At 65.8% G+C, this 19,863-nt stretch carries 22 protein-coding genes and 1 pseudogene; 17 read left to right on the top strand and 6 right to left on the bottom strand.

From position 1 onward, the window contains the following. Nucleotides 1-23: 23 nt before the first annotated feature. Nucleotides 24-374, bottom strand: a pseudogene (locus ASC63_RS15535) (NAD(P)/FAD-dependent oxidoreductase); the annotation flags it as partial. A 260-nt stretch (nt 375-634) separates the two neighbouring features. Beyond that, nucleotides 635-2,068, bottom strand: coding sequence for a DHA2 family efflux MFS transporter permease subunit (locus ASC63_RS15530; protein ID WP_235492365.1), 1,434 nt, complete (start codon nt 2,066-2,068; stop codon nt 635-637). A 72-nt stretch (nt 2,069-2,140) separates the two neighbouring features. Here ASC63_RS15530 and ASC63_RS15525 point away from each other — a divergent pair, with 72 nt between their 5' ends. The 5 genes from ASC63_RS15525 to ASC63_RS15505 are packed head-to-tail and all read left to right on the top strand — an operon-like array spanning nt 2,141 to nt 5,536. Continuing rightward, nucleotides 2,141-2,779 (top strand): TetR/AcrR family transcriptional regulator, encoded by a 639-nt coding sequence (locus tag ASC63_RS15525; RefSeq protein ID WP_055816430.1) that lies wholly within the window; start codon nt 2,141-2,143, stop codon nt 2,777-2,779. Beyond that, on the top strand, nt 2,776-3,744 hold the full coding sequence (gene truB / locus ASC63_RS15520) for a tRNA pseudouridine(55) synthase TruB (protein ID WP_055816428.1): 969 nt from the start codon (nt 2,776-2,778) through the stop codon (nt 3,742-3,744). The genes ASC63_RS15525 and truB overlap by 4 nt, the downstream gene beginning before the upstream one ends. Continuing rightward, nucleotides 3,741-4,109 carry a hypothetical protein gene (locus tag ASC63_RS15515; protein ID WP_055816426.1) on the top strand — a complete coding sequence of 123 codons (369 nt, stop codon included), beginning with the start codon at nt 3,741-3,743 and terminating at the stop codon, nt 4,107-4,109. The genes truB and ASC63_RS15515 overlap by 4 nt, the downstream gene beginning before the upstream one ends. A gap of 33 nt (nt 4,110-4,142) precedes the next feature. Then, on the top strand, nt 4,143-4,610 hold the full coding sequence (locus tag ASC63_RS15510; RefSeq protein ID WP_055816424.1) for a hypothetical protein: 468 nt from the start codon (nt 4,143-4,145) through the stop codon (nt 4,608-4,610). After that, entirely contained in the window at nt 4,607-5,536 is a 930-nt protein-coding gene (locus tag ASC63_RS15505) for a bifunctional riboflavin kinase/FAD synthetase (protein ID WP_055816422.1), read from the top strand. The genes ASC63_RS15510 and ASC63_RS15505 overlap by 4 nt, the downstream gene beginning before the upstream one ends. A gap of 7 nt (nt 5,537-5,543) precedes the next feature. On the opposite strand, the gene ASC63_RS15500 is transcribed toward ASC63_RS15505, so the two are convergent. Continuing rightward, nucleotides 5,544-6,212, bottom strand: a complete 669-nt coding sequence (locus tag ASC63_RS15500; RefSeq protein ID WP_055816419.1) for a maleylpyruvate isomerase family mycothiol-dependent enzyme — start codon at nt 6,210-6,212, stop codon at nt 5,544-5,546. A 58-nt stretch (nt 6,213-6,270) separates the two neighbouring features. Here ASC63_RS15500 and ASC63_RS15495 point away from each other — a divergent pair, with 58 nt between their 5' ends. Continuing rightward, a complete protein-coding gene (locus ASC63_RS15495) occupies nt 6,271-7,491 on the top strand; it encodes an MFS transporter (RefSeq protein ID WP_055816652.1) in 1,221 nt (406 codons plus the stop codon). 54 nt (nt 7,492-7,545) lie between these two features. Here ASC63_RS15495 and ASC63_RS15490 read toward each other — a convergent pair whose 3' ends face one another. Continuing rightward, complete coding sequence (locus ASC63_RS15490; protein ID WP_055816417.1) at nt 7,546-8,487, bottom strand: ROK family protein; 942 nt, start codon at nt 8,485-8,487, stop codon at nt 7,546-7,548. 197 nt (nt 8,488-8,684) lie between these two features. On the opposite strand from ASC63_RS15490, the gene ASC63_RS15485 reads away from it, so the two are divergent. The 9 genes from ASC63_RS15485 (at nt 8,685) to ASC63_RS15445 (ending at nt 17,239) form a co-directional block, all read left to right on the top strand. Beyond that, complete coding sequence (locus tag ASC63_RS15485) at nt 8,685-9,755, top strand: alkene reductase (RefSeq protein WP_055816415.1); 1,071 nt, start codon at nt 8,685-8,687, stop codon at nt 9,753-9,755. Nucleotides 9,756-9,765: 10 nt separating this feature from the next. Further along, complete coding sequence (locus ASC63_RS15480; RefSeq protein ID WP_055816413.1) at nt 9,766-10,266, top strand: MarR family winged helix-turn-helix transcriptional regulator; 501 nt, start codon at nt 9,766-9,768, stop codon at nt 10,264-10,266. Beyond that, nucleotides 10,263-11,090 (top strand): class I SAM-dependent methyltransferase, encoded by an 828-nt coding sequence (locus ASC63_RS15475; protein ID WP_055816411.1) that lies wholly within the window; start codon nt 10,263-10,265, stop codon nt 11,088-11,090. The genes ASC63_RS15480 and ASC63_RS15475 overlap by 4 nt, the downstream gene beginning before the upstream one ends. A gap of 7 nt (nt 11,091-11,097) precedes the next feature. Continuing rightward, nucleotides 11,098-11,796 (top strand): nucleotidyltransferase domain-containing protein, encoded by a 699-nt coding sequence (locus tag ASC63_RS15470; RefSeq protein WP_055816409.1) that lies wholly within the window; start codon nt 11,098-11,100, stop codon nt 11,794-11,796. Nucleotides 11,797-12,025: 229 nt separating this feature from the next. Next, on the top strand, nt 12,026-13,024 hold the full coding sequence (locus ASC63_RS15465) for a sugar-binding transcriptional regulator (protein WP_235492363.1): 999 nt from the start codon (nt 12,026-12,028) through the stop codon (nt 13,022-13,024). After that, nucleotides 13,021-14,046, top strand: coding sequence for a deoxyribose-phosphate aldolase (gene deoC, locus ASC63_RS15460; RefSeq protein WP_055816408.1), 1,026 nt, complete (start codon nt 13,021-13,023; stop codon nt 14,044-14,046). The genes ASC63_RS15465 and deoC overlap by 4 nt, the downstream gene beginning before the upstream one ends. A 3-nt stretch (nt 14,047-14,049) precedes the next feature. Continuing rightward, nucleotides 14,050-15,612, top strand: coding sequence for an aldehyde dehydrogenase family protein (locus tag ASC63_RS15455; RefSeq protein ID WP_235492362.1), 1,563 nt, complete (start codon nt 14,050-14,052; stop codon nt 15,610-15,612). Further along, complete coding sequence (locus ASC63_RS15450) at nt 15,609-16,469, top strand: aldehyde dehydrogenase family protein (RefSeq protein WP_055816406.1); 861 nt, start codon at nt 15,609-15,611, stop codon at nt 16,467-16,469. The genes ASC63_RS15455 and ASC63_RS15450 overlap by 4 nt, the downstream gene beginning before the upstream one ends. A gap of 188 nt (nt 16,470-16,657) precedes the next feature. Beyond that, on the top strand, nt 16,658-17,239 hold the full coding sequence (locus tag ASC63_RS15445; RefSeq protein WP_235492361.1) for a GDSL-type esterase/lipase family protein: 582 nt from the start codon (nt 16,658-16,660) through the stop codon (nt 17,237-17,239). An 18-nt stretch (nt 17,240-17,257) separates the two neighbouring features. On the opposite strand, the gene ASC63_RS15440 is transcribed toward ASC63_RS15445, so the two are convergent. Both ASC63_RS15440 and ASC63_RS15435 read right to left on the bottom strand, forming a co-directional pair. Further along, nucleotides 17,258-17,803, bottom strand: a complete 546-nt coding sequence (locus ASC63_RS15440; protein WP_055816400.1) for an O-acetyl-ADP-ribose deacetylase — start codon at nt 17,801-17,803, stop codon at nt 17,258-17,260. Between the two features lie 6 nt (nt 17,804-17,809). Further along, nucleotides 17,810-18,088: a metal-sensitive transcriptional regulator gene (locus ASC63_RS15435; RefSeq protein WP_055816396.1), complete on the bottom strand. Its 279-nt coding sequence runs from the start codon at nt 18,086-18,088 to the stop codon at nt 17,810-17,812. Between the two features lie 176 nt (nt 18,089-18,264). Here ASC63_RS15435 and ASC63_RS15430 point away from each other — a divergent pair, with 176 nt between their 5' ends. Next, on the top strand, nt 18,265-18,741 hold the full coding sequence (locus ASC63_RS15430) for an RbsD/FucU domain-containing protein (RefSeq protein ID WP_235492360.1): 477 nt from the start codon (nt 18,265-18,267) through the stop codon (nt 18,739-18,741). Nucleotides 18,742-18,887: 146 nt separating this feature from the next. Continuing rightward, complete coding sequence (locus ASC63_RS15425) at nt 18,888-19,844, top strand: ribokinase (RefSeq protein WP_055816390.1); 957 nt, start codon at nt 18,888-18,890, stop codon at nt 19,842-19,844. The last annotated feature ends 19 nt before the right edge of the window (nt 19,845-19,863 follow it).

Here is a 19,863-nt window from a genome sequence, read left to right as displayed (position 1 = left end):
CGAACAGGTGATGCCAGCTCATCCTAATGACAGGGTAGCTGAAAACACTCTTCCGCTTGGCAGAAGCCGGATGTGCCGACGGCGGTTGCGGATGCGCGTTCGATGAGTTCTGCGGGCAGGCTCGCCAGGTAGTGCTCGGCATCGAGTGCGGCGACCGTGCCCGACGCAGCTGCCGTCACCGCCTGCTTATAGCTATGGTCCACGACATCCCCGGCGGCAAAGACCCCGGCGATGTTCGTTCGCGAGCTGCGTCCTTGGACGGCGATGGTGCCCTCGGGCGTGAGATCGAGCTGACCGTGCACGAGGTGGGTGCGGGGGTCGGCGCCGATTGCGACAAATACGCCTGAGACATCCAGCGCCGTCTCGCGACCGTCGGCCGTGTAGCCGGCCGGGCCGGATCCGATGATGATGAGCTGGCGCACTGGCGCGTTCTCGGTCGCTGACATCGGACTGTTCACCATGGCTCCCTGAGTTCTGGAGCGTCCGCGAACCGAACGCGGCCAGCACCAATTCTGCAATGGTCGCAATGCGCAGAATCGAGCTCAACAGACTTTCCACGGCGCGGAAACGTCGTGTGACGCGCAGACCCGCACGAGCGCCATAACGGTCGTGCGGGTCAGCTTTACTCGTGTGATCAGTGGGCTTCGGCCAGCTCGTGCAGTTCCTCGCCGACAGACGGCGCGACCTCGCGAGGGCGTTTGCCCGACGGCATCGCGAGCGCGATGACCGCGGTGAGCGCCAGTACTGCCGCACCGACATAGACGGCCGGGATGGCGGCACCCACGTAACCGGTGGGAGTCAGGGTGCCACCGGCGCCCGTGAAGACCGCCGTGAGCACCGCCACGCCGAGCGCAGTGCCGATCTCGCGCAGCGTGGAGTTGGCGCCGGATGCCTTTCCATGGTCGTCAGGCACCATATTTGCGAGCACGGCCGTTGCGCTCGGCGCGAAGACCAGGCCCATTCCGATTCCGGCGATGAGGAAAGCCGGAAGCAACTCGCCATACGGGGTGGTGGCCGTCATGACGAATGCAAGCCACGCCATCGAGATGGCGAGCAGCGACAGTCCGACGACTATCGGCAGCCGGGTGCCAATGCGGGGCGCGAGCAGGCCGGCCAGTGGCGCCACGATCATGGGTGCAAGCGTCCACGGCGTGGTCATGATTCCCGCCTCGAGAGGGCTGTGCCCCTGCACGATCTGCAGGTACTGGATCAGGATGAAGACGGCGCCGAAGATGCCGAAGCTGAAGCCGACTCCAACGAGGTTGGCCACCGTGAAGCTGCGGTCGCGGAACAGTCGCAACGGCAGTAAGGGAGAACTCGTGCGCAGTTCCCAGAAAATGAAGACGGCCAGCAGTGCCGCCCCGCCGATGAGCGAAGCGAGCACCTCTGTGCTGTCCCAGCCTGCGTCGTTGCCGCGCACGATGCCATAGACCAGGCCGAGCACGCCGAAGCCGGCAAGAAGCATTCCGACCACGTCGGCGCGTACACGGTTGCCGAAGCTGTTCGGCAGCGCTATCAGCGCGAGCGGAATGGCGAGGATGCCGATCGGCACGTTGAGCCAGAAGATGGCCTGCCAGTTCCAGCCCTCGACGACCGCGCCGCCGATGAGCGGGCCGACGGCTACGCCGAGACCCGAGATGCCGCCCCAGATGCCTATCGCGGCCGGACGCAGCCGCTTGCTCACCGAGCCGGCAAGCAGCGTGAGGGAGAGCGGCATCAGTGCGGCGGCACCCACGCCCTGCAGCGCACGTGAGCCGATGAGCATCCACGGTTCGGAACTGAGCGCACTGAGCGCGGACGCGCCGGTGAAGAGCACGATGCCGATCAGAAACACGGTGCGCCGGCCGAAGCGATCGCCAAGGGCCACGGCCATGAGCATGAAGGCGGCGAAGGCCAGTGCGTAGGCGTTGATCACCCACTGCAACTGCTCGATTGTCGCGGAGATATCGCGGCTGATCACCGGGAGGGCACTGGTCACGACCAGATTGTCGAGCGTTGCCATGAACATCGGCAGGGATGCCGCGATGATGGCGAGCCACACCGGAATGCGGCGACGGGTGATAGGCACGATTACTCCCAAATGTGGTAATTGAATGATTACTAAACTTGAGATTAGTTATCGACTGATAACCTGTCAAGTGTGAGCGAAAATATTTCAGAACGGGCGCCCGGTACCGAGCGTATTCCGGCGGCCGAGCGGCGCGAGCAGATTCTCGCGTCGGCGTCGAGGGTCTTCGGGGAACGCGGCTATGCGGGTGCCACGACCGACCAGGTAGCCCAGGAGGCGGGCATCAGCCAGCCGTACGTCGTGCGCATGTTCGGCAGCAAGGAGAACCTCTTCGTCGAGGTGCTCGGGCGCGCCCTGGAGAAGCTGGTTGTGGCCTTTCGCGCCTCCATCGCCGCAAGTGCCGTCGCGAACGAGAACGTCGAGGCCCGCAGGGCACGTTTCGGGGCGACGTACGCCGATCTCATTGCCGATCGCGGCATCCTGCTTTCGCTCATGCAGGGCTTCATCATGGGGCATGACCCGGTGATCGGCGCGGCCGCGCGCAACGGATTCCTTGAGATCTACTCCATTCTGCGTGACGAGGCCGGCATGGGGCCGGATGATGTGGTCTCCTTTCTGGCGCACGGCATGCTGTTCAACACCCTGATCGCCATGCGCATGACTGATGAGTACGGCTCCGACGACTACGTGACCGAGCTGATGGCCTGCACCTTTCGCGGCAAGCTGGACATCGTGCTGGATGCCGTGACGCGGGCGGGAAAGACCCCGTGAATCAAACGCCGTCGGCCAGCGGCATCCTGCTCGTCGACAAGGCCCAGGGCTGGACCAGCCACGACGCCGTCGCGCGCACGCGTCGGCTGGCAGGCACGCGCAAGGTGGGCCACGCGGGCACGCTCGACCCGATGGCCACGGGCCTGCTCGTGCTCGGCATCGGCAGCTCAACCCGACTGCTGACATACGTCGTGGGCGCCGACAAGGAGTACGAGGCGACGATCCGCCTTGGTGCGGGCACCTCCACGGATGACGCCGAGGGCGAATTGCTGGTCTGGGCGCCTGCGGCGAGTGTCCGTGCTCTCACTGATGACGCGGTGCGGGCGGCAATCGCCGAGCTCACCGGCCACATCAAGCAGGTTCCGAGCGCGGTGAGCGCCATCAAGGTCGACGGAAAACGTGCGTATGCACGCGTGCGTGCCGGGGAGGACGTGGTGCTTGCCGCCCGCAGCGTCACCGTGACGAGCTTCGAGCTGCTCGACTCCGACCCGGTGAACCTCGACGATGGCGTCTGCGCTCTCGATCTCCGGGTGCGGGTCGAGTGTTCCTCGGGCACCTACATTCGCGCGCTCGCGCGTGACCTGGGCGCGGCGCTCGGTGTGGGCGGGCACCTCACCGCGCTGAGGCGCACACGCGTCGGTCCGTTCCGGGTGGCGGATGCCGCCTCGATCGAGGGCATGGACGTCGCGGCGCGCCTCCTGGCGCCGGCGAGCGCGGCATCCGCCCTGTTCCCCCGATACGATTTGACGACGGAGCAGGCCATCGATTTGGGGCACGGCAAGCGGCTGGAGTTGCCCGATGCTCAGCTCGATCAGCTGCCCGGCGGTCCGGTCGCGGCGATTGCGCCGGACGGCCGGCTCGTCGGTCTCGTAGAGTTCTGGGGGAGCCAGGTCAGAGTGCTGGCCAACTTTCCCGCGGACGAGATCGTCGCGGGTTCGCCCTCGAATGGAGCAGACGAAGAGTGATCGAATGGTTCACCACGGCGCAGATCGTCGTGGCCGTGATCGCGGGTGTGCTCTGTATCGTCGTCGGGTTGATCGGTCGCGCACCGGGCGACCTCACCATGGGCGCCACGGCTCTCGTCGAGCTGCTGCTGATAGCGCAGCTTGTTGTAGCCATCGTCTCCCCGTTCGCAGGCAACGAGCCGACCGGGTCGCTGGCCGAGTTCTACATCTACCTCATCTCCGCTCTGATCCTGCCATTCGCCGGCGGATTCTGGGCACTGCTCGAACGCAACCGCTGGAGCACGGTCATCCTGGGAGTGGTGTGCCTGGCGATTGCCGTGATGCTCTACCGCATGAACGCCATCTGGTTGGTTCAGGGGGCATAAGGCTGCCTCACGGCCTGCGATAATTGACACGATATGACTGAGAAACCCGTGGCGAGTTCCGTACCGCATCCGACTGCCGGCCGCCGCGTTTCCGGCGTCGGCCGCCTGCTCATCGTCGTCTACGGCATTCTTGCCTTGGCGGCCACCGGGCGCAGCGTCTTCCAGATCATCGACCGCTTCGGTGAAGCGCCGGTGGCGTTCACTCTCTCGGCGCTCGCCGCGGTCGTGTACATCGTGGCCACCATCGCCCTCATCGCCCCGGGCGCTCGCTGGTATCGCGTGGCATGGTCGACCATCAGCTTCGAACTGTGCGGCGTTCTCATCGTCGGTTCGCTGAGCCTGTTCCTGCCGGCGGCGCTGGGCTTGAGCAGCATCGACCCGTTCGGGCGCCAGTCCACCGTGTGGTCGGTTTACGGCATGGGCTACCTGTTCATTCCGCTCGTTCTTCCGATTCTCGGCATGCTCTGGCTTGCCCGCCACCGTCCGGCGGAGACAGCGTGAAGGTCTTTCGCGGCCTTGCAGCCGTTCCGGAGAATTTCGGGCCGAGCGCCGTCACCATTGGCAAGTTCGACGGGGTACACACGGGCCATCGCGCCGTGATAGGCATGCTCACGAGCGTCGCGGATGCCGAGGGCCTGCAGTCCGCGGTCGTCACCTTCGACCGCAATCCGCTGCGGCTGCTGGCTCCCGACAAGTGCCCTTCCGATCTGGTCGGCCTCGAGCAGAAGCTCGAGCTGCTGGCGGGTACGGGCGTGCAGGCCAGCCTGGTGCTGGCTTTCGACCGCGCGTTCTCCTCGCAGACGCCCGAGCAGTTCGTGCGGCGCATCCTGGTCGATGCCCTGCACGCGAAGGTTGTGCTCATCGGCAGCGACTTCCGCTTCGGCTCGCGCGGTGCGGGCAACATCGACACGCTCACCGCGCTCGGCGCTGAGCTCGGTTTCCGCGTACAGCTCATCGACGATGTGCGCCCCGAAGACGGGCGGCGCGTGTCATCCACCTGGATTCGCCAGCTGCTCGCCGAGGGCGACGTCGCACACGCCGCGCGGCTGCTCGGCCACATTCCGGCCGTGCACGGCGTTGTGGTTCACGGCGCCAAACGCGGCCGGGAGCTGGGTTTTCCCACGGCCAACCTCTCGCCCGAGTCCGAGGGGCTGATTCCCGCCGACGGGGTCTACGCCGGATGGCTCACCGACGCCGGAGAGAGATATCCCGCAGCCATCTCGGTCGGCAACAATCCGACGTTCGAAGGGGTGCCGCAGCGACAGGTCGAGGCGTACGTTCTCGATCGCGACCTCGACCTCTATGGACACCGGGTGTCTATCTCATTCGTCGAACGCATCCGCGGAATGGTGGCGTTCTCCGGCATTGACCCGCTCATCGCCCAGATCGCCGACGACGTGGACCGGGCCCGCCGCATCCTCGCCTGACGATTCGTTACTCAACCACCGAAGCAGCAGGCAGCGGCCCCCGGCCGAACAGGAAGAGCACTATGGCCTCGGCGCTGCCGTGGATTTCAGGGCCCCGGCCGAGCTTCCAGTCGGCATCGGTGGCCACCAGAGTGCGCCGGCGCAGCACTTCCTTCTTCTCCAGCGGCAGGATCATGGTGCGCCCGAGAGCGACAGCACCCGTCACGGTGCCATCGATCGCCAGATCGATGCCCAGGGGCTGCGCCATGTCGAATCCGTGCACAACGACCTCGGTCAGCTCGCCCAGGCCCAGACGACCGGTACCCGCGAGCTTGAGTGCGGCGATGTGCCGCAGTTGTGCGACGAGCGTCGCATAGCTCGCCTCCGCCGCGCGCAGGCTCAAGACATCCATCGCCCTCATCGGGTTCACGTGCGTGCCGACATATTCGCGCAGGCCGGTCTTGAGCATCTGGCCCGTGCTGCTGCCGACCCGCCACACCAGGTGCCCGGCGACATCGCGCACACGCCAGCCTTCACACAGGCTGGGTGACTCCCATTGCTCGGGGGTGAGCCCCTCGAGCATGCCGGCCAGGCGCACAAGAATGCCCCCGATGGCGGCGTCCCAGTGAGAACTCACGCCTGTCTCATCGACCCTCGGACGCTGGCTCAGCGGCAGGTATTTCGCAAACTCGGCCATGCGCACGAGTCTACGTGCGGTGCAAGGAGGCCGCCCGTCGCGCCGGTAGGCTGAGGTGGTGCCACAGCCTCGCAGCCTTCCCCTGTGGCACGGTCGAACGCTCGCGCTGCTCGGCATCCTGCTCGTTGCATTCAACCTGCGCACGGCGGTCGCGGCGCTCTCTCCAATCTTCTCCCAGGTGCGGGCGGATATCCCGCTCGACAGCCTCGCCGTCGGCGTGCTGGGCATGCTGCCTCCGGTCTGCTTCGCGCTCTTCGGAATTCTCACGCCGTTGTTCACGCGGAGGGCGAGTCTCGAACTCGTGGTGGTGCTGTCGCTGCTTGCGATCATCGTCGGTCACCTGCTGCGTGCGGTATCCGGTTCGTTCGCGATTCTCACGGCAGGCTCGGTCATTGCGTTCGCGGGCATGGCTGTCGGCAACGTGCTGCTTCCGCCGCTGGTCAAACGGTATTTTCCCGACCGCATCGGCTTGATGACCTCGCTATATGCGACGGTTCTGTCTCTGAGTACGCTGCTGCCACCGCTCGTCGCCGTTCCTGTTGCCGACGGGGCGGGCTGGCGCCTTTCGGTGGGCATGTGGGCTGCGCTTGCCGTTATCGCCGTGCTGCCGTGGATGGCGATTCTCCTGAAGCGCAGTCCCCATGCCGCCTCGGCGGGCGAACTCATCGAGGAGGCGGAGCCACGTGTCCTCGGGCGCGTCTGGCACACCGCCCTGGGCTGGTCGCTGGGTGTGGTCTTCGGCATCTCCTCGGTGAACGCCTACGCGATGTTCGCCTGGCTCCCCGAGATCCTGCACGACACGGCGGGCACGGATGCGAGCCAGGCAGGCGTGCTGCTCTCGCTCTTCGCCGGTATGGGGATCCCGTCTGGGCTGCTGATACCGGTTCTCGCCTCCCGCATGAAAAACGTCGGTGTGCTCGTCTATGTCGGCGTCGTCGCCTTCCTTATCGGCGATCTGGGGCTGATCTTCCTGCCGGGCACGGCAACGTGGGTGTGGGTCGCTTCTGCGGGTCTCGGCCCACTGCTGTTTCCGCTCTGCCTCGTTCTGATCAATCTGCGCACGCGAACTCACGCAGGCGCGGTTGCGCTGAGCGGTTTTGCGCAGGGCATCGGGTACACGCTGGGCGCACTGGGACCTCTTGCGGTCGGAGTGCTGCATCAGGTCTCTGGCGGCTGGATTCTTCCGCTCTGGGTGCTGCTCGGAACCGCGCTCGTTGCAGCGCTCGCCGGGTTCGTGGTCGCTCGTCCACGCCTGCTCGAGGACAGTTTCGGGCGCTGAGCCGCGGTCGAGGCGGCGCCGTGTGCGCCGTGCCTGATCTGGGTACGTGCCTGCTCAGGGCACCAGTTCGCTGCGGTGGATGAGCGCCGCCGCACCGATGAGCGGGCCCGCGCCGGAGAGACCGGACGGCACCACCCGCACCTTGCGTACGAAGGCGAAATGGTGGCGACCGACGGTCTGCTTGATCACGTCGAAGAGGTCGGGAGTGGATTGCGCGAAGCCGCCGCCGATGGCGACGATGTCCAGGTCGAGCAGCGCCGTCGCGCTCGCGATGGCCTGACCGACGGCCGTGCCCGTGCGCACTATCGCGTCGTGGGCGACGGGATCGCCTGCCGCGTATGCCGCGGCAAGTTCCTCGCCGGTTGTGCCCGTGAAGCCCTGCGTGCGCGCCCAGGCGACGGTGTGCGGGCCGGATGCCATCGCCTCCAGCAGCGAGGTGCTGCCGAAGGTGTTCTCCCCGACGATTCCGGCGACCTCGATGTGGCCGATGTGTCCCGCGTTGCCGCCGGAGCCTGTCAGCACTCGACCGCCGGAGATGAGGCCGCCCCCGATGCCCGTGGAGATGACCATGCCCATCACGTTGTCGACGCCCTGGGCGGCGCCCACCCAGTGCTCGGCGAGCGTGATGGCGACGCCGTCCATCTCCAGGTGCACGGGCACCTCGCCGGCGATCGGATGCACTATCGAGGTCACGAAGTCGCGCAAGGGGTACCCGCGCCAGGCCGGCACGTTGAGGGGGGAGACGTGCCCCACGGAACGCTCGATGGGACCGGCGCACCCGATGCCGACGCCCACGAGCGTCGCATCCGTCGGCAGCGTTTCGAGTGAGTTCATGACGACCGATCGCACCGAGTTCTCGATGTCGACGCTGGCCGCATTGCGCCCGGTGGGCTGGCGAAAACGGGTGCCGTCGACGAGCACGCCATCGGAGGTGACGAGCGCGGCCTCCACCTTGGTGCCGCCGAAATCAAGGGCGAGGGCAACGGATGTAGTCACGGCTTAACTTTAGGGGCTTGAGCGGTGGCGGAAGCCCTCGCCCGGGAATGCTGCTTTGTTCGCCTACATCGAACATTCGTTGCCGACCACCTTTCGCGAGGTAGATTCATGTGGTCGGCAACATAAATAGACAAGGCGAAAAGGAAGGCAATCATGAAAGCACACGTCATCAACGAGTTCCGTGGGGAGGTCGGGGCATGAGCATCGTCTGGGATCCCTTCACCCTCGGTCGCACGCACTTGCAGCACCGTCTGGCGATGGCACCGATGACCCGCAGTCGCGCGCAGGCAGATGGCACCCCCGGGTCGCTGACCGCGGAGTATTACGCGCAGCGTGCGTCTCTTGGGCTCCTGATCACCGAGGGTGTGCAACCCTCCGACGACGGCCAGGGGTACATCTTCACGCCGGGCATCTACCGCCCCGAACACGTCGCCGGATGGCGCGAGGTGACGGATGCCGTTCACGCGGCCGGAGCGAGCATCTTCCTCCAGTTGATGCATGTCGGGCGCATGTCTCACCCTGACAACACGCCGCACCATCGGGCGCCTCTGGCACCATCGGCGATCGCCGCAGGCGTTGACATGTTCACCCTGTCGGGAAGGCAGCCCACCGCCGAGCCGCGCGAGATGACCGCCAAGGACATCGCCCAGACCATCGCGGACTTCCGCCATGCTGCGGCATCGGCGGTCGAGGCCGGTGCCGACGGTGTCGAAATCCACGGAGCGAATGGATACCTGTTGCACCAGTTCCTCTCGCCCAATGCGAACCATCGCGCGGACGAATACGGAGGCTCGGTCGAGGCGCGGTCGCGCTTCGTCGTCGAGGTCGTGACTGCCGTCGCTGAGGAGATCGGGGCCGACCGCGTCGGCATCCGCCTCTCGCCCGGCCTGCCGATCGGCGGCATCGATGAGGGTGACACCGCCGGCGAGCAATACCGGCATCTCGTGAGCGAGCTCGCGCCGCTGGGCCTGGCATACCTGCACGTCTTCCACGCTGGTGACGATGAGCTTCTCCGTGACATCCGCTCGGCCTGGCCGGGAGCGTTGTTGGTGCTCCGCGCCGGACGTACGCCCGATGCCGTCGGCCAGGACGTCGAATCCGGCCTGGCGGATATCGTGCCGATCGGGCGATGGGCCCTTGCCAATCCGGATGTTGTGGAGCGGCTCAGAACCGGTGCGCCCCTCACCGAGGCTGATCCCGCAACGTTCTATGGTGGGGGAGCGGCGGGCTATACGGACTATCCCGCCATCGAAACCGCGACGAACTGACGAGGAACCCATGACGGCCCAGCCCGCGACGCCCCCGCTCTCCGCAGCGCAGGACAACCCGTTGAGCTGGGCCGTCTTTACCCTGGCGCGCTCCCATCGCGCGCTGGCCGCATCCCTCCTCGCACCACTCGGCCTGTTTCCGGGCCAGGAGCTCATGCTCTTCCAGCTCTGGGACTGCGACGGTCGGTCACAGAAGGAACTGGGGGACCTCCAAAAACTGGATCACTCGACCGTCGCCAAATCCGTGCAGCGCCTGGAGCGGGCGGGGCTCGTCACCCGGTCGCGATCTTCGGAGGACGGGCGCGTGACCCTCGTTCATCTCACGCACAAGGGTCGAGCTCTCGAGCAACCGGTTCGAGCAGCCTGGGCGGAACTCGAAGAACGTACCGCCCACAGTCTCTCCGCAGACCAGCGAGAGGTATTCGCCACAACCGCAGCGCGGCTTCTCGCCGCAATCGAAGCGACACCGCCCGCGCCGCTCCTCTTGAACTCCGTCGAGGCCAGCGAGTGAACGATTTCGTCGAAACGAACCGTGCGAATTGGGATGAACGCGTACCCGCCCACGTAGAGGCATACGGCGCGACAGCCTTCGCTGACGATCCGGATGTTGTATCGGGTATCGTGCAGGCCGACTATGACGTACTCCGCCCTCTTCTTCCTGCCTCATCTGTCCGTGGCCTGACGCTGGCGCATCTTCAATGCCACATCGGCACGGACACCCTGAGCTGGGCGCGTCTGGGGGCTCAGGCCACCGGAATTGATTTCTCTCCCGAGTCGATTCGAGTCGCGCGCGAACTCGCCGAGCGCGCCGGAGTTGACGCCCGGTTTGAGACATGCACCGTGGATGAGGCTCCGGGCGTCGTCAAGGAACAGTTCGACGTCGTTTACACCAGCGTCGGAGTGCTCATGTGGCTGCCTCGTCTCGATACCTGGGCCCATGCCATCCACAGCCTTCTGAAACCGGGAGGTACGTTCTACGTGCGCGACGCACACCCCGTATTGAACGCAATCGACTACGACCGCACCGATGGGCTGCTGGTGCTCAAACAGCCCTATTTCGAGAGCGATGAACCGACCCGGTACGACCACGGAACGACCTATGCGGACGACGAGGTGCGCTTGGCGAATTCAACGACGTTCGAATGGTCGCATTCCCTTTCGGAGATCATTCAGTCTCTTTTGACTGCGGGCCTTCGCCTCGAGGCATTCCATGAGAGCAAGACAATTCCCTGGCGGGCACTTCCGAGCTTCGTCGAGTCGTCGGAAGGATACGTTCACCCAGGCGATCCGAACGCGTTGCCGCTCGAATTCTCTTTGGTCGCCCGAAAGCCATAATGAGCGTATGGAAAACCGCCTGTTCTCGCTGGCGACGGACTTCTCATCTGATCGCTTTCCTGACGCTCATCATGTGATCGTGGCTGGAAGCACCAGCACTGGCCAGCGCACGCCGTCCAGCGACATCGATCTCCTGGTTATCGGACCGCCTTCCATGTTTGACGGAGCGGCCACGAGCCTTGCGCAGACCACTCAATACGGTGGCGAGATCTTTGAGGTGTTCGCCTACACCGCCGAAGCGTTTGATTCGTGGGCGAGCAAAGGTATCGACGAAAGCCGTCCGACTATCGTGCACATGCTGCTTGATGGAATTGCCATCAAGCACGGTTCCGAACTCACCGATCTTCGCGGTTCCTATCAGGAACGGATCAGCGCCGGACCCCGCATATCGGATCACGAACTCGATCTTCGTCGATACCGCCTCACCGACCTTGCTGACGACCTCATCTCCTTAACTGATGCTCTGGAGGTCGCCGTCGTGAAGGCGGCACTGTTCGACGAACTCGCAAGCTTCCTGCTTCTCGCGAACAATCAATGGCTCGGCAGCGGAAAGTGGCTCGCGCGGCGCCTCCGCCAGTGGGACGGACGGATCGCACACGAGCTGACGGACGCGCTTCTCAGCGACGATTCCGCTCTGCTGCTTGCCAAGACATCCGAACTTCTCGAACCATACGGCGGACGGCTGCAGGCGGAATTCGTGCGATAACCGTTCTCTTCCCAACAGTAGACACTCGAGTTGGCCGTTGCGCCCTTTCGCGTCAGATGCGCCACCCCTGCTGGCGCAACCGTGACGAACTGGCGCAACGCTGGCACACAGTGGAGGTGGTCAGCGAACTGTGCGCATTTGAGCAACGGATGCGCAACCGTAGCAATATGGGCTCGCTGTTTCTAAGCTGAAGATGGTGAAGATTCCAGCGGGAGGTGTGGCGATGTCGATGAGCGACACAGACGAGATACTCGCCGTCAAGGCCGCCGAGCTCTACTACGAGGCCGGCAAGACGCAGGACGAGATCGGCGTGGCCCTCAGCGTGAGTCGCTGGAAGGTCGGGCGGCTGCTCGTGCAGGCGCGCGAACAGGGGTTCGTGCGCATCGAGATCGTGCACCCCAGCGCTCGCCGGTTCTCGCTCGAGCGCGAGCTGTGCGCAGCGTACGGCCTCGTCGACGCCGTCGTCGTTCCCGTGCTCGACTCCGATGTGCAGGCGCGCGTCGCTCAGGCCGCCGCCGACTACCTCACCACGCTGCGCCCCGTGCCGCGCACGCTCGGCGTGAGCTGGGGCCGTACGCTGCAGGCTGTAGCCGCGCGGCTGCGACCCGGCTGGGCGGTCGGCGTCAACCCCGTGCAGATCAATGGCAGCGTCTCCAGCACTCGGCAGGCTACCGCAGCGGCCGACACGGCCGTCATCATCGCCCGTAAGGCGCAGGGCACGGCGACGCTGCTGCCCAGCCCCGCCATCTTCGAACAAGCCGCGACGCGACGCGCCATCGAGGCCGATCGATCGGTGCAGAGCGTGCTTGAACTGGCTCGCAACGCATCCGCCTATCTCTTCAGTGCCGGCGTTGCCGACACCAGTTCGGTGCACGTGGGCAGCGGCTACCTCAGCGCCGACGAGGTTGCCGAACTGGCCGCCCGAGGCGCGGTCGGTGACGTCGTCGGTCGCTTCATCACGGCAGACGGCAGCGTGGCCGACGATGAACTCAACGGCCGAACCCTCGGCATCACCCTGGACGAACTGCGCGGCGCGCGCACGAGCATCGCGGTGATAGCCGGGGAGTCCAAGCACGCCGTGTGCCGCGCCGTCGCCGTGAGCGGGCTGTGCACGATTCTCATCACAGACGAGGCGAGTGCGCACGCGCTGCTGGAACCCGTCGCAACAGCGCCAGCCGCAACAGAACCCGTCGAAACCGAACCCATCGAAGCAGAAGGAGCGAAGTGACTCTCGAAACCCCCACGGCGAGGAACCTGTCTCCCGCCGCGCGAGCCGTCGATGTGCTGGGCGGAGACCTCACCGAAGCCGGTCTGCGTCGGTACCTGCACGGCATTCCCGGAGTTGACGCCGTCGGTCTCGAGCAGCGTGCTGCCGGCCTGGCCACGCGCTCCATCAAGACCACCTCGAAGGCGCGGGCGCTCGACACCATCATTTCGCTCATCGACCTCACGACCCTCGAAGGCGCAGACACGCCCGGCAAGGTGCGCTCGCTCGTGGCCAAGGCGGTGAACCCCGACCCGTCCGACGCCTCGGTTCCGCGGGTCGCCGCGGTGTGCGTGTACGGCGACATGGTGCCGTATGCGGTGCGCGCCCTGGGCGATGCACACGCCTCGGCGCACGGATTGGGCGGAGGCATCAACGTCGCGGCCGTCGCCACGGCGTTCCCGAGCGGTCGGGCCTCGCTCGCGGTCAAGCTCGCCGATACGGCGGATGCTGTGGCCGCCGGTGCGGATGAGATCGACATGGTCATCGACCGGGGGGCGTTCCTCTCGGGCCGCTACGGGCTCGTCTTCGACGAGATCGTCGCGGTCAAAGAGGCATGCCGCCGCAGCGACGGCACATACGCCCACCTCAAGGTGATCCTGGAGACGGGCGAGCTCAACACCTACGACAACGTGCGGCGCGCCTCCTGGCTGGCGATCCTCGCCGGCGGCGACTTCATCAAGACCTCCACGGGCAAGGTGTCGCCGGCAGCCACCCTGCCGGTCACGCTCTCGATGCTCGAGGTCGTGCGGGACTGGCATCGCATGACCGGCGAGAAGATCGGCGTGAAGCCGGCAGGTGGCATCCGCAGTTCGAAAGACGCGATTCGCTACCTCGTGACCGTTGCCGAGACCGTCGGAGAGGAATGGCTGCGCCCCGAGCTGTTCCGCTTCGGAGCGTCGAGCCTCTTGAACGACGTGCTGCTGCAGCGCCAGAAGATCACAACCGGCCACTACTCCGGCCCCGACTACGTAACGGTGGATTGATCCATGAGCTTTCTCGAGTACGCCCCGGCCCCCGAGTCGCAGGCGATCCTGAACCTGAAGAGCGAGTACGGCCTCTTCATCGACGGCGAGTTCGTTGACGGCAGCGGCACGCCGTTCGCCACCATCTCGCCCGCGACCGAGAAGAGAATCGCCACGATCTCCACGGCAAGCGAAGCGGATGTCGATGCCGCCGTCGCCGCCGCCCGTCGCGCCTACGAGAAGACCTGGTCGCGCATGCGCGGCTCCGACCGCGGCAAGTACCTTTTCCGCATCGCCCGGCTCGTGCAGGAGCGCGCCCGCGAACTGGCCGTGGCGGAGAGCCTCGACAACGGCAAGCCCATCAAGGAGAGTCGCGACGTCGACGTTCCGCTCGTCGCAGCCTGGTTCTTCTACTACGCGGGCTGGGCCGACAAGCTCGATCACGCCGGCGTGGGCCCTGCGCCGCGCGCGCTGGGTGTCGCCGCGCAGGTCATCCCGTGGAACTTTCCGCTGATGATGCTCGCGTGGAAGATCGCTCCCGCGCTCGCCGCGGGCAACACCGTCGTGCTCAAGCCCGCCGAGACCACCTCGTTGACCGCGCTGCTTTTCGCCGAGATTCTGCAGCAGGCAGAGCTGCCGGCCGGCGTCGTCAACATCGTCACGGGTGCGGGGGAGACCGGTCGACTTCTCGTCAACCACCCGGATGTCAACAAGGTCGCCTTCACCGGCTCCACGGCGGTCGGCCGCGAGATCGCCCGCTCGGTCGCCGGCACAGACAAGAAGCTCACACTCGAACTCGGCGGCAAGGCTGCGAACATCGTCTTCGACGACGCGCCCATCGACCAGGCGGTCGAGGGCATCGTCAACGGCATCTTCTTCAACCAGGGCCACGTGTGCTGCGCGGGCAGCCGCCTGCTCGTCCAGGAATCGATCCACGATGACGTCGTGGAGCGGCTCAAGCAGCGGCTGTCGACGCTGCGCCTCGGTGACCCGCTCGACAAGAACACCGACATCGGCGCCATCAACTCGGCCGAGCAGCTGCAGCGCATTCGCGAGCTCTCCGACATCGGCGAGGCCGAGGGAGCCGAGCGCTGGAGCGCCGACTGCGCGATTCCCGAGAACGGCTTCTGGTTCGCCCCGACGATTTTCACGAATGTGTCGACGTCGAGCCGCATCGCCCGGGAGGAGATCTTCGGGCCGGTGCTTTCGGTGCTGACCTTCCGCACGCCGGCCGAGGCTATCGCCAAGGCGAACAACACGCCGTACGGGCTCTCTGCGGGCATCTGGAGCGACAAGGGCAGCCGCATTCTCGCCGTCGCAGACCAGCTGCGCGCCGGCGTGATCTGGGCCAACACCTTCAACCGCTTCGACCCGGCCAGCCCATTCGGCGGGTACAAGGAGTCGGGCTACGGTCGCGAGGGTGGGCGGCACGGTCTCGCCGCGTACTTGAAGCCGGCGACAACCGCGTCTCGAGTAGGGGCGCGTAGCCCGCGTATCGAGGTCGGGCCTGCCGCAGGGGATCTCGAGACGCGCGCTGAGCGCGCTACTCGATCAGCGGGTCGCGCGAAGAAGGGAACCACCAAATGAGCCGCCTCGCCATTCCCAAGACGTACAAGCTGTTCATCGGCGGAAAATTCCCGCGCAGTGAGTCAGGCCGTACGTACGAGATTCTCTCGTCGAAGGGCGCCTTTCTCGCCAACGCGGCCAGGGCCTCGCGCAAGGATGCTCGGGACGCCGTGGTAGCGGCGCGCTCTGCCGTCACCGGTTGGTCGGGTGCCACCGCGTACAACCGCGGCCAGGTGCTCTATCGCATCGCTGAGCTGCTCGATGGGCGCCGCGCGCAGTTCATCGCGGAGATCATCGAGACGGAGGGCGTCACATCCGCCGCCGCATCGGCCCAGGTCGACGAGGCCATCGACCGCTGGGTCTGGTACGCCGGTTGGACCGACAAATACGCGCAGGTCAGTGGCAACGCCAACCCGGTAGCCGGCCCGTACTTCAACCTCTCGGTGCCCGAGCACACGGGCGTCGTCGCCATCGTGGCGCCACAGGACTCCTCGCTACTCGGCCTTGTGAGCGCGGTCGCGCCCGCGCTCGTCGCGGGCAACACCGTGGTCGTCATAGCGAGCGAGGCGCTGCCGTTGTCTGCCATCAGCCTCGCCGAGGTGCTCGCGACGAGCGACGTTCCGGCTGGCGTGGTCAACATCCTCACCGGTTCGCCCGCAGAGATCACGCCCTGGCTGGCCTCGCACGCCGATGTGAACGCGCTCGACCTGGTCGGCGCCGGCGCGCTCGACTGGGTTGATCTGCAGATCGCTGCGGCCGACACGCTCAAGCGTGTGCTGCAGCCCGAGAACGGGCCGGATGCCGCCTCGCCGGCCCTCGACCGCATTCTCGCCTTCACCGAGACCAAGACCGTCTGGCATACGAAGGCGCTCATTTAGCGCCGACGCACCAGCCTGACGCGCTGGCGTGGCGTACCGAGCCGACGCATTTCGACCTTCCGATCGTGAACGAGGGTCGATTCGTGACGGCTCACCTGCGTAATCGAGATCGTTGCCGATGGTGGGGTGGCGTCTGCCTCGCATCCGAGTGATGATGGATGCAAAGGGGAATGCGACGGGAGCCACAGGTGCCAGGCAGTAGCGTGACGGCCTTCATCGGCGACAGCCTCACCGAGGCCGGGCGCTGGCAGGAGTGGTTCTCCGACGAGGAGGTCGCGAACTACGGCGTCGGCGGGGACACCACCGATGACGTGATCTCGCGGCTGTCCCAGGTGATCGAGGCGCGCCCCGGAACCGTCGTGCTGCTCATCGGCACCAACGATCTGGCCTGGCGACGCTCGGCAGAGCACGTGGTGCGCAACATCGAGACGATTCTGGTGACGCTGCGGCGGGATCTGCCTGACTCGCAGATTCTCGTGCAGTCCGTCATGCCGCGTGACCGTGAGTCCGCCGAGATCGTACGCGAGATCAACCGGCATCTGTGGCAGTTCGCCCCATCCGTTCGCGCCCAGTATCTCGATCTGTGGCCGTTGCTGGCTTTGCCCGACGGCGAACTCAACCCCGAGTACAGCCAGGACCGCCTGCACCTCAACGACACCGGATACGAGGCCTGGCTCTCCGAGTTGCGTCCGGCTCTCGAGGCATTGCGCGGACTGCCGCCGAGCAGCCGTGCGATCTACCTGCCGAAGGGCCTTGCCGGTCCCACCTAAAAAGTGGCAGCCGCGACGTTAGACCCGTGTCGCGCCGCCCGCAGCCGATTCGAAGGCGGCAAGGGCGGCATCCGAGAACAGCACGAAGCGAACGAGCGTGGGTGCAAGACCCTCCGCATGCGTGCGCGCAGTCTCGTCGCGCACCGTCTCGACCGCGATGCGTGCGGCGTCGTGCATGGGCCAGCCGTACACCCCTGCCGAGATCGCGGGAAACGCGATGCGTGTCGCTCCGAGCGTGCCAGCGAGGCGAAGGCTGTTGCGATAGGCGTCGGCCAGGAGCGCGGAGCGGTCTTGCCGGGCGTGCCACACTGGGCCGACCGTGTGGATCACCCAGCGGGCGGCAAGCTGGCCGGCAGTGGTGGCGACGGACTGTCCCGTGGGGAGCCCCTGTGGGAGCGTTGTCTGCCTCAGCGCGCGGCAGGCGTCGAGAATGGCGGGTCCGCCAGCGCGATGGATGGCGCCGTCGACCCCGCCGCCGCCCAGCAGGCTGGAGTTCGCCGCGTTGACAATGGCGTCGACGGCCTCGTGCGTGATATCACCGCGAATGAATTCGAGGGTGGTCACGACGACTCAACTGCGGTTGTTGGAGAGTTCGAACACGGTGAGCAGTTCGGCGATAGCCTTCTCGCGTTCGGGGGCGCCGGCGTCGAACATCTCCGTGACATGCGTCTTGAGGTGGTTCTCGACCAGGAGCTTGTTGAGCGAGCCGAGCGACTTCTGGATGGCCAGCGACTGCGTGATGATGTCAACGCAGTATTCCTCGTTATCGATCATCTTCTCCAGGCCGCGCAGCTGCCCTTCAAGGATGCGCGCACGATGCAGCGCCCTTTTTTTAATGTCCGGGATCACGCCATCAGCATAGCCGGATCGGCGATACCGGGAGGGGGGATAAGCAGGGGTGAGACCGGCCTGTGAGGAAGCTGTGTGCTTTTAGCAGAATTTGGCGGGCCAGCACAACACATCCTGCGGCGCGTTTCCATAATCACCCCCGTTAGGGGGGTCGGTTCTTCTGAACAGACGGGTCTATGCTTGACGCAGGGGTTGAGTATTATTCGTTTTACAGGAAAGGCCCGACTTTGCTGAAGAACCTTAGCCCGCTGCTTTCTGGTGCGCTTTTAAGCGTGCTGGATTCCATGAAAGAAGGCGACCTGCTTACCCTGGTCGGCAGTGGCTATCCAGAAGAAGAAATTGTTTCACCCGTCATCGATCTTGGTGAGGTGTCGACAGAGGCCGCGGCCGATGCGATCCTCAGCGTCATGCCACTGGACGAGATGGACCCTTCGCCGATTGCATTCTTTGACTGCACCGGCGTGTTTGACGATCTGCCCGACGTCGCTTTTGCGGTCAACGGCATTGCGTCAGACGCCGAGTTGCGTCGTGTGAGCATGACGCAACTCGGGAAGGAACCCTTCGTCGCGCTTGCCCGGCACTCGGTGGCTACCGTTCGTGTGGGATCGGATGCGCCTCCGTGCGCGTTCGTTCTGCGCAAGGGAGCCTGCTAACCGCGCTCAAAGATCCACGAGAGGCCGTCTTTCATCCCGCATCAGCGGAGTGAAAGACGGCCTCTTCGCTGTGCCGGCTTGCCGCGCCGGCTCGCTGTACCGGGCGCCTTCTGCCGGGCTAGGCTGTGACGCGAAAGAGGTGCAGCGTGTCAGTCGTCGTCGTCGGTAGCGCCAATCGTGATTTCGTCTACCGTGTACCGCGCATCCCTTCGCCGGGGGAGACCGTTCTTGCAACGGATGCCGCGCCACACGCCGGAGGCAAAGGTGCCAACCAGGCCATCGCCGCGGCACGCGCCGGAGCATCCGTTGAATTCATCACCGCGCTCGGTTCTGATGCCGACGGTGACGTGCTGGCGCACGAGCTCAGCCAGGCCGGCGTGCTGCTTCACGCGAGGCGCGTCGACGCACCGACCGGCACGGCGTTCGTCACGGTGGCGCAGTCCGGGGAGAACGCGATTGTCGTGAACTCCGGTGCCAACGCCCACCTTGTCGAGGTGACGGCGGTCGAGCGCGACATCATCGCTGCATCCGATTTTCTGCTTGTACAGCTGGAGACTCCGCTGGAGACGGTAGTCGAGGCCGCGACGGTGGCGCGGGCGGCTGAGACCGTCGTCGTGCTCAACGCCGCACCGATTTGTTCGCTGCCAGAACGCCTGCTCGCGATAGTCGATGTGCTCATCGTCAACGAGCATGAGGCGATCGCCCTGGCGCGCGATCTCTCGGGCCACCGGATGCCGGGCGAAACCCTCAGCGTCGACGCGGCCCACGATATCGCGATCACGCTGCGCGAGGCCGTGCCCGCTGTGATCATCACCCTCGGGGCCAACGGCTCCATTGTGCTGAACCGTGACATGGGAGACGGTCCGGCTGCTCACGTTCCCGCGTTTCGCGCGACACCGGTCGACACGACGGGCGCGGGCGATACCTTCTGTGGTGCGCTTGTGGCAGCCCTGGCGCGCGGCGAGGACCTCGTCGACGCGGCTCAATTCGCATCCGCTGCCGGTGCACTTTCGGTGCAGCGGCCGGGAGCCGCGGCGTCCATTCCGGTACGCGCCGAGATCGATGCACTGGTCGGGTCGCTCGGCAGGTCTCGACGCGGCTGACCGGTAGACTCGGCCCCTG

It is taken from the genome of Leifsonia sp. Root112D2, assembly GCF_001424905.1.
Taxonomy (GTDB): domain Bacteria; phylum Actinomycetota; class Actinomycetes; order Actinomycetales; family Microbacteriaceae; genus Root112D2.
Note: the sequence above shows the minus strand (reverse complement) of the source record. Positions and strands in the feature narration are given on the sequence as shown.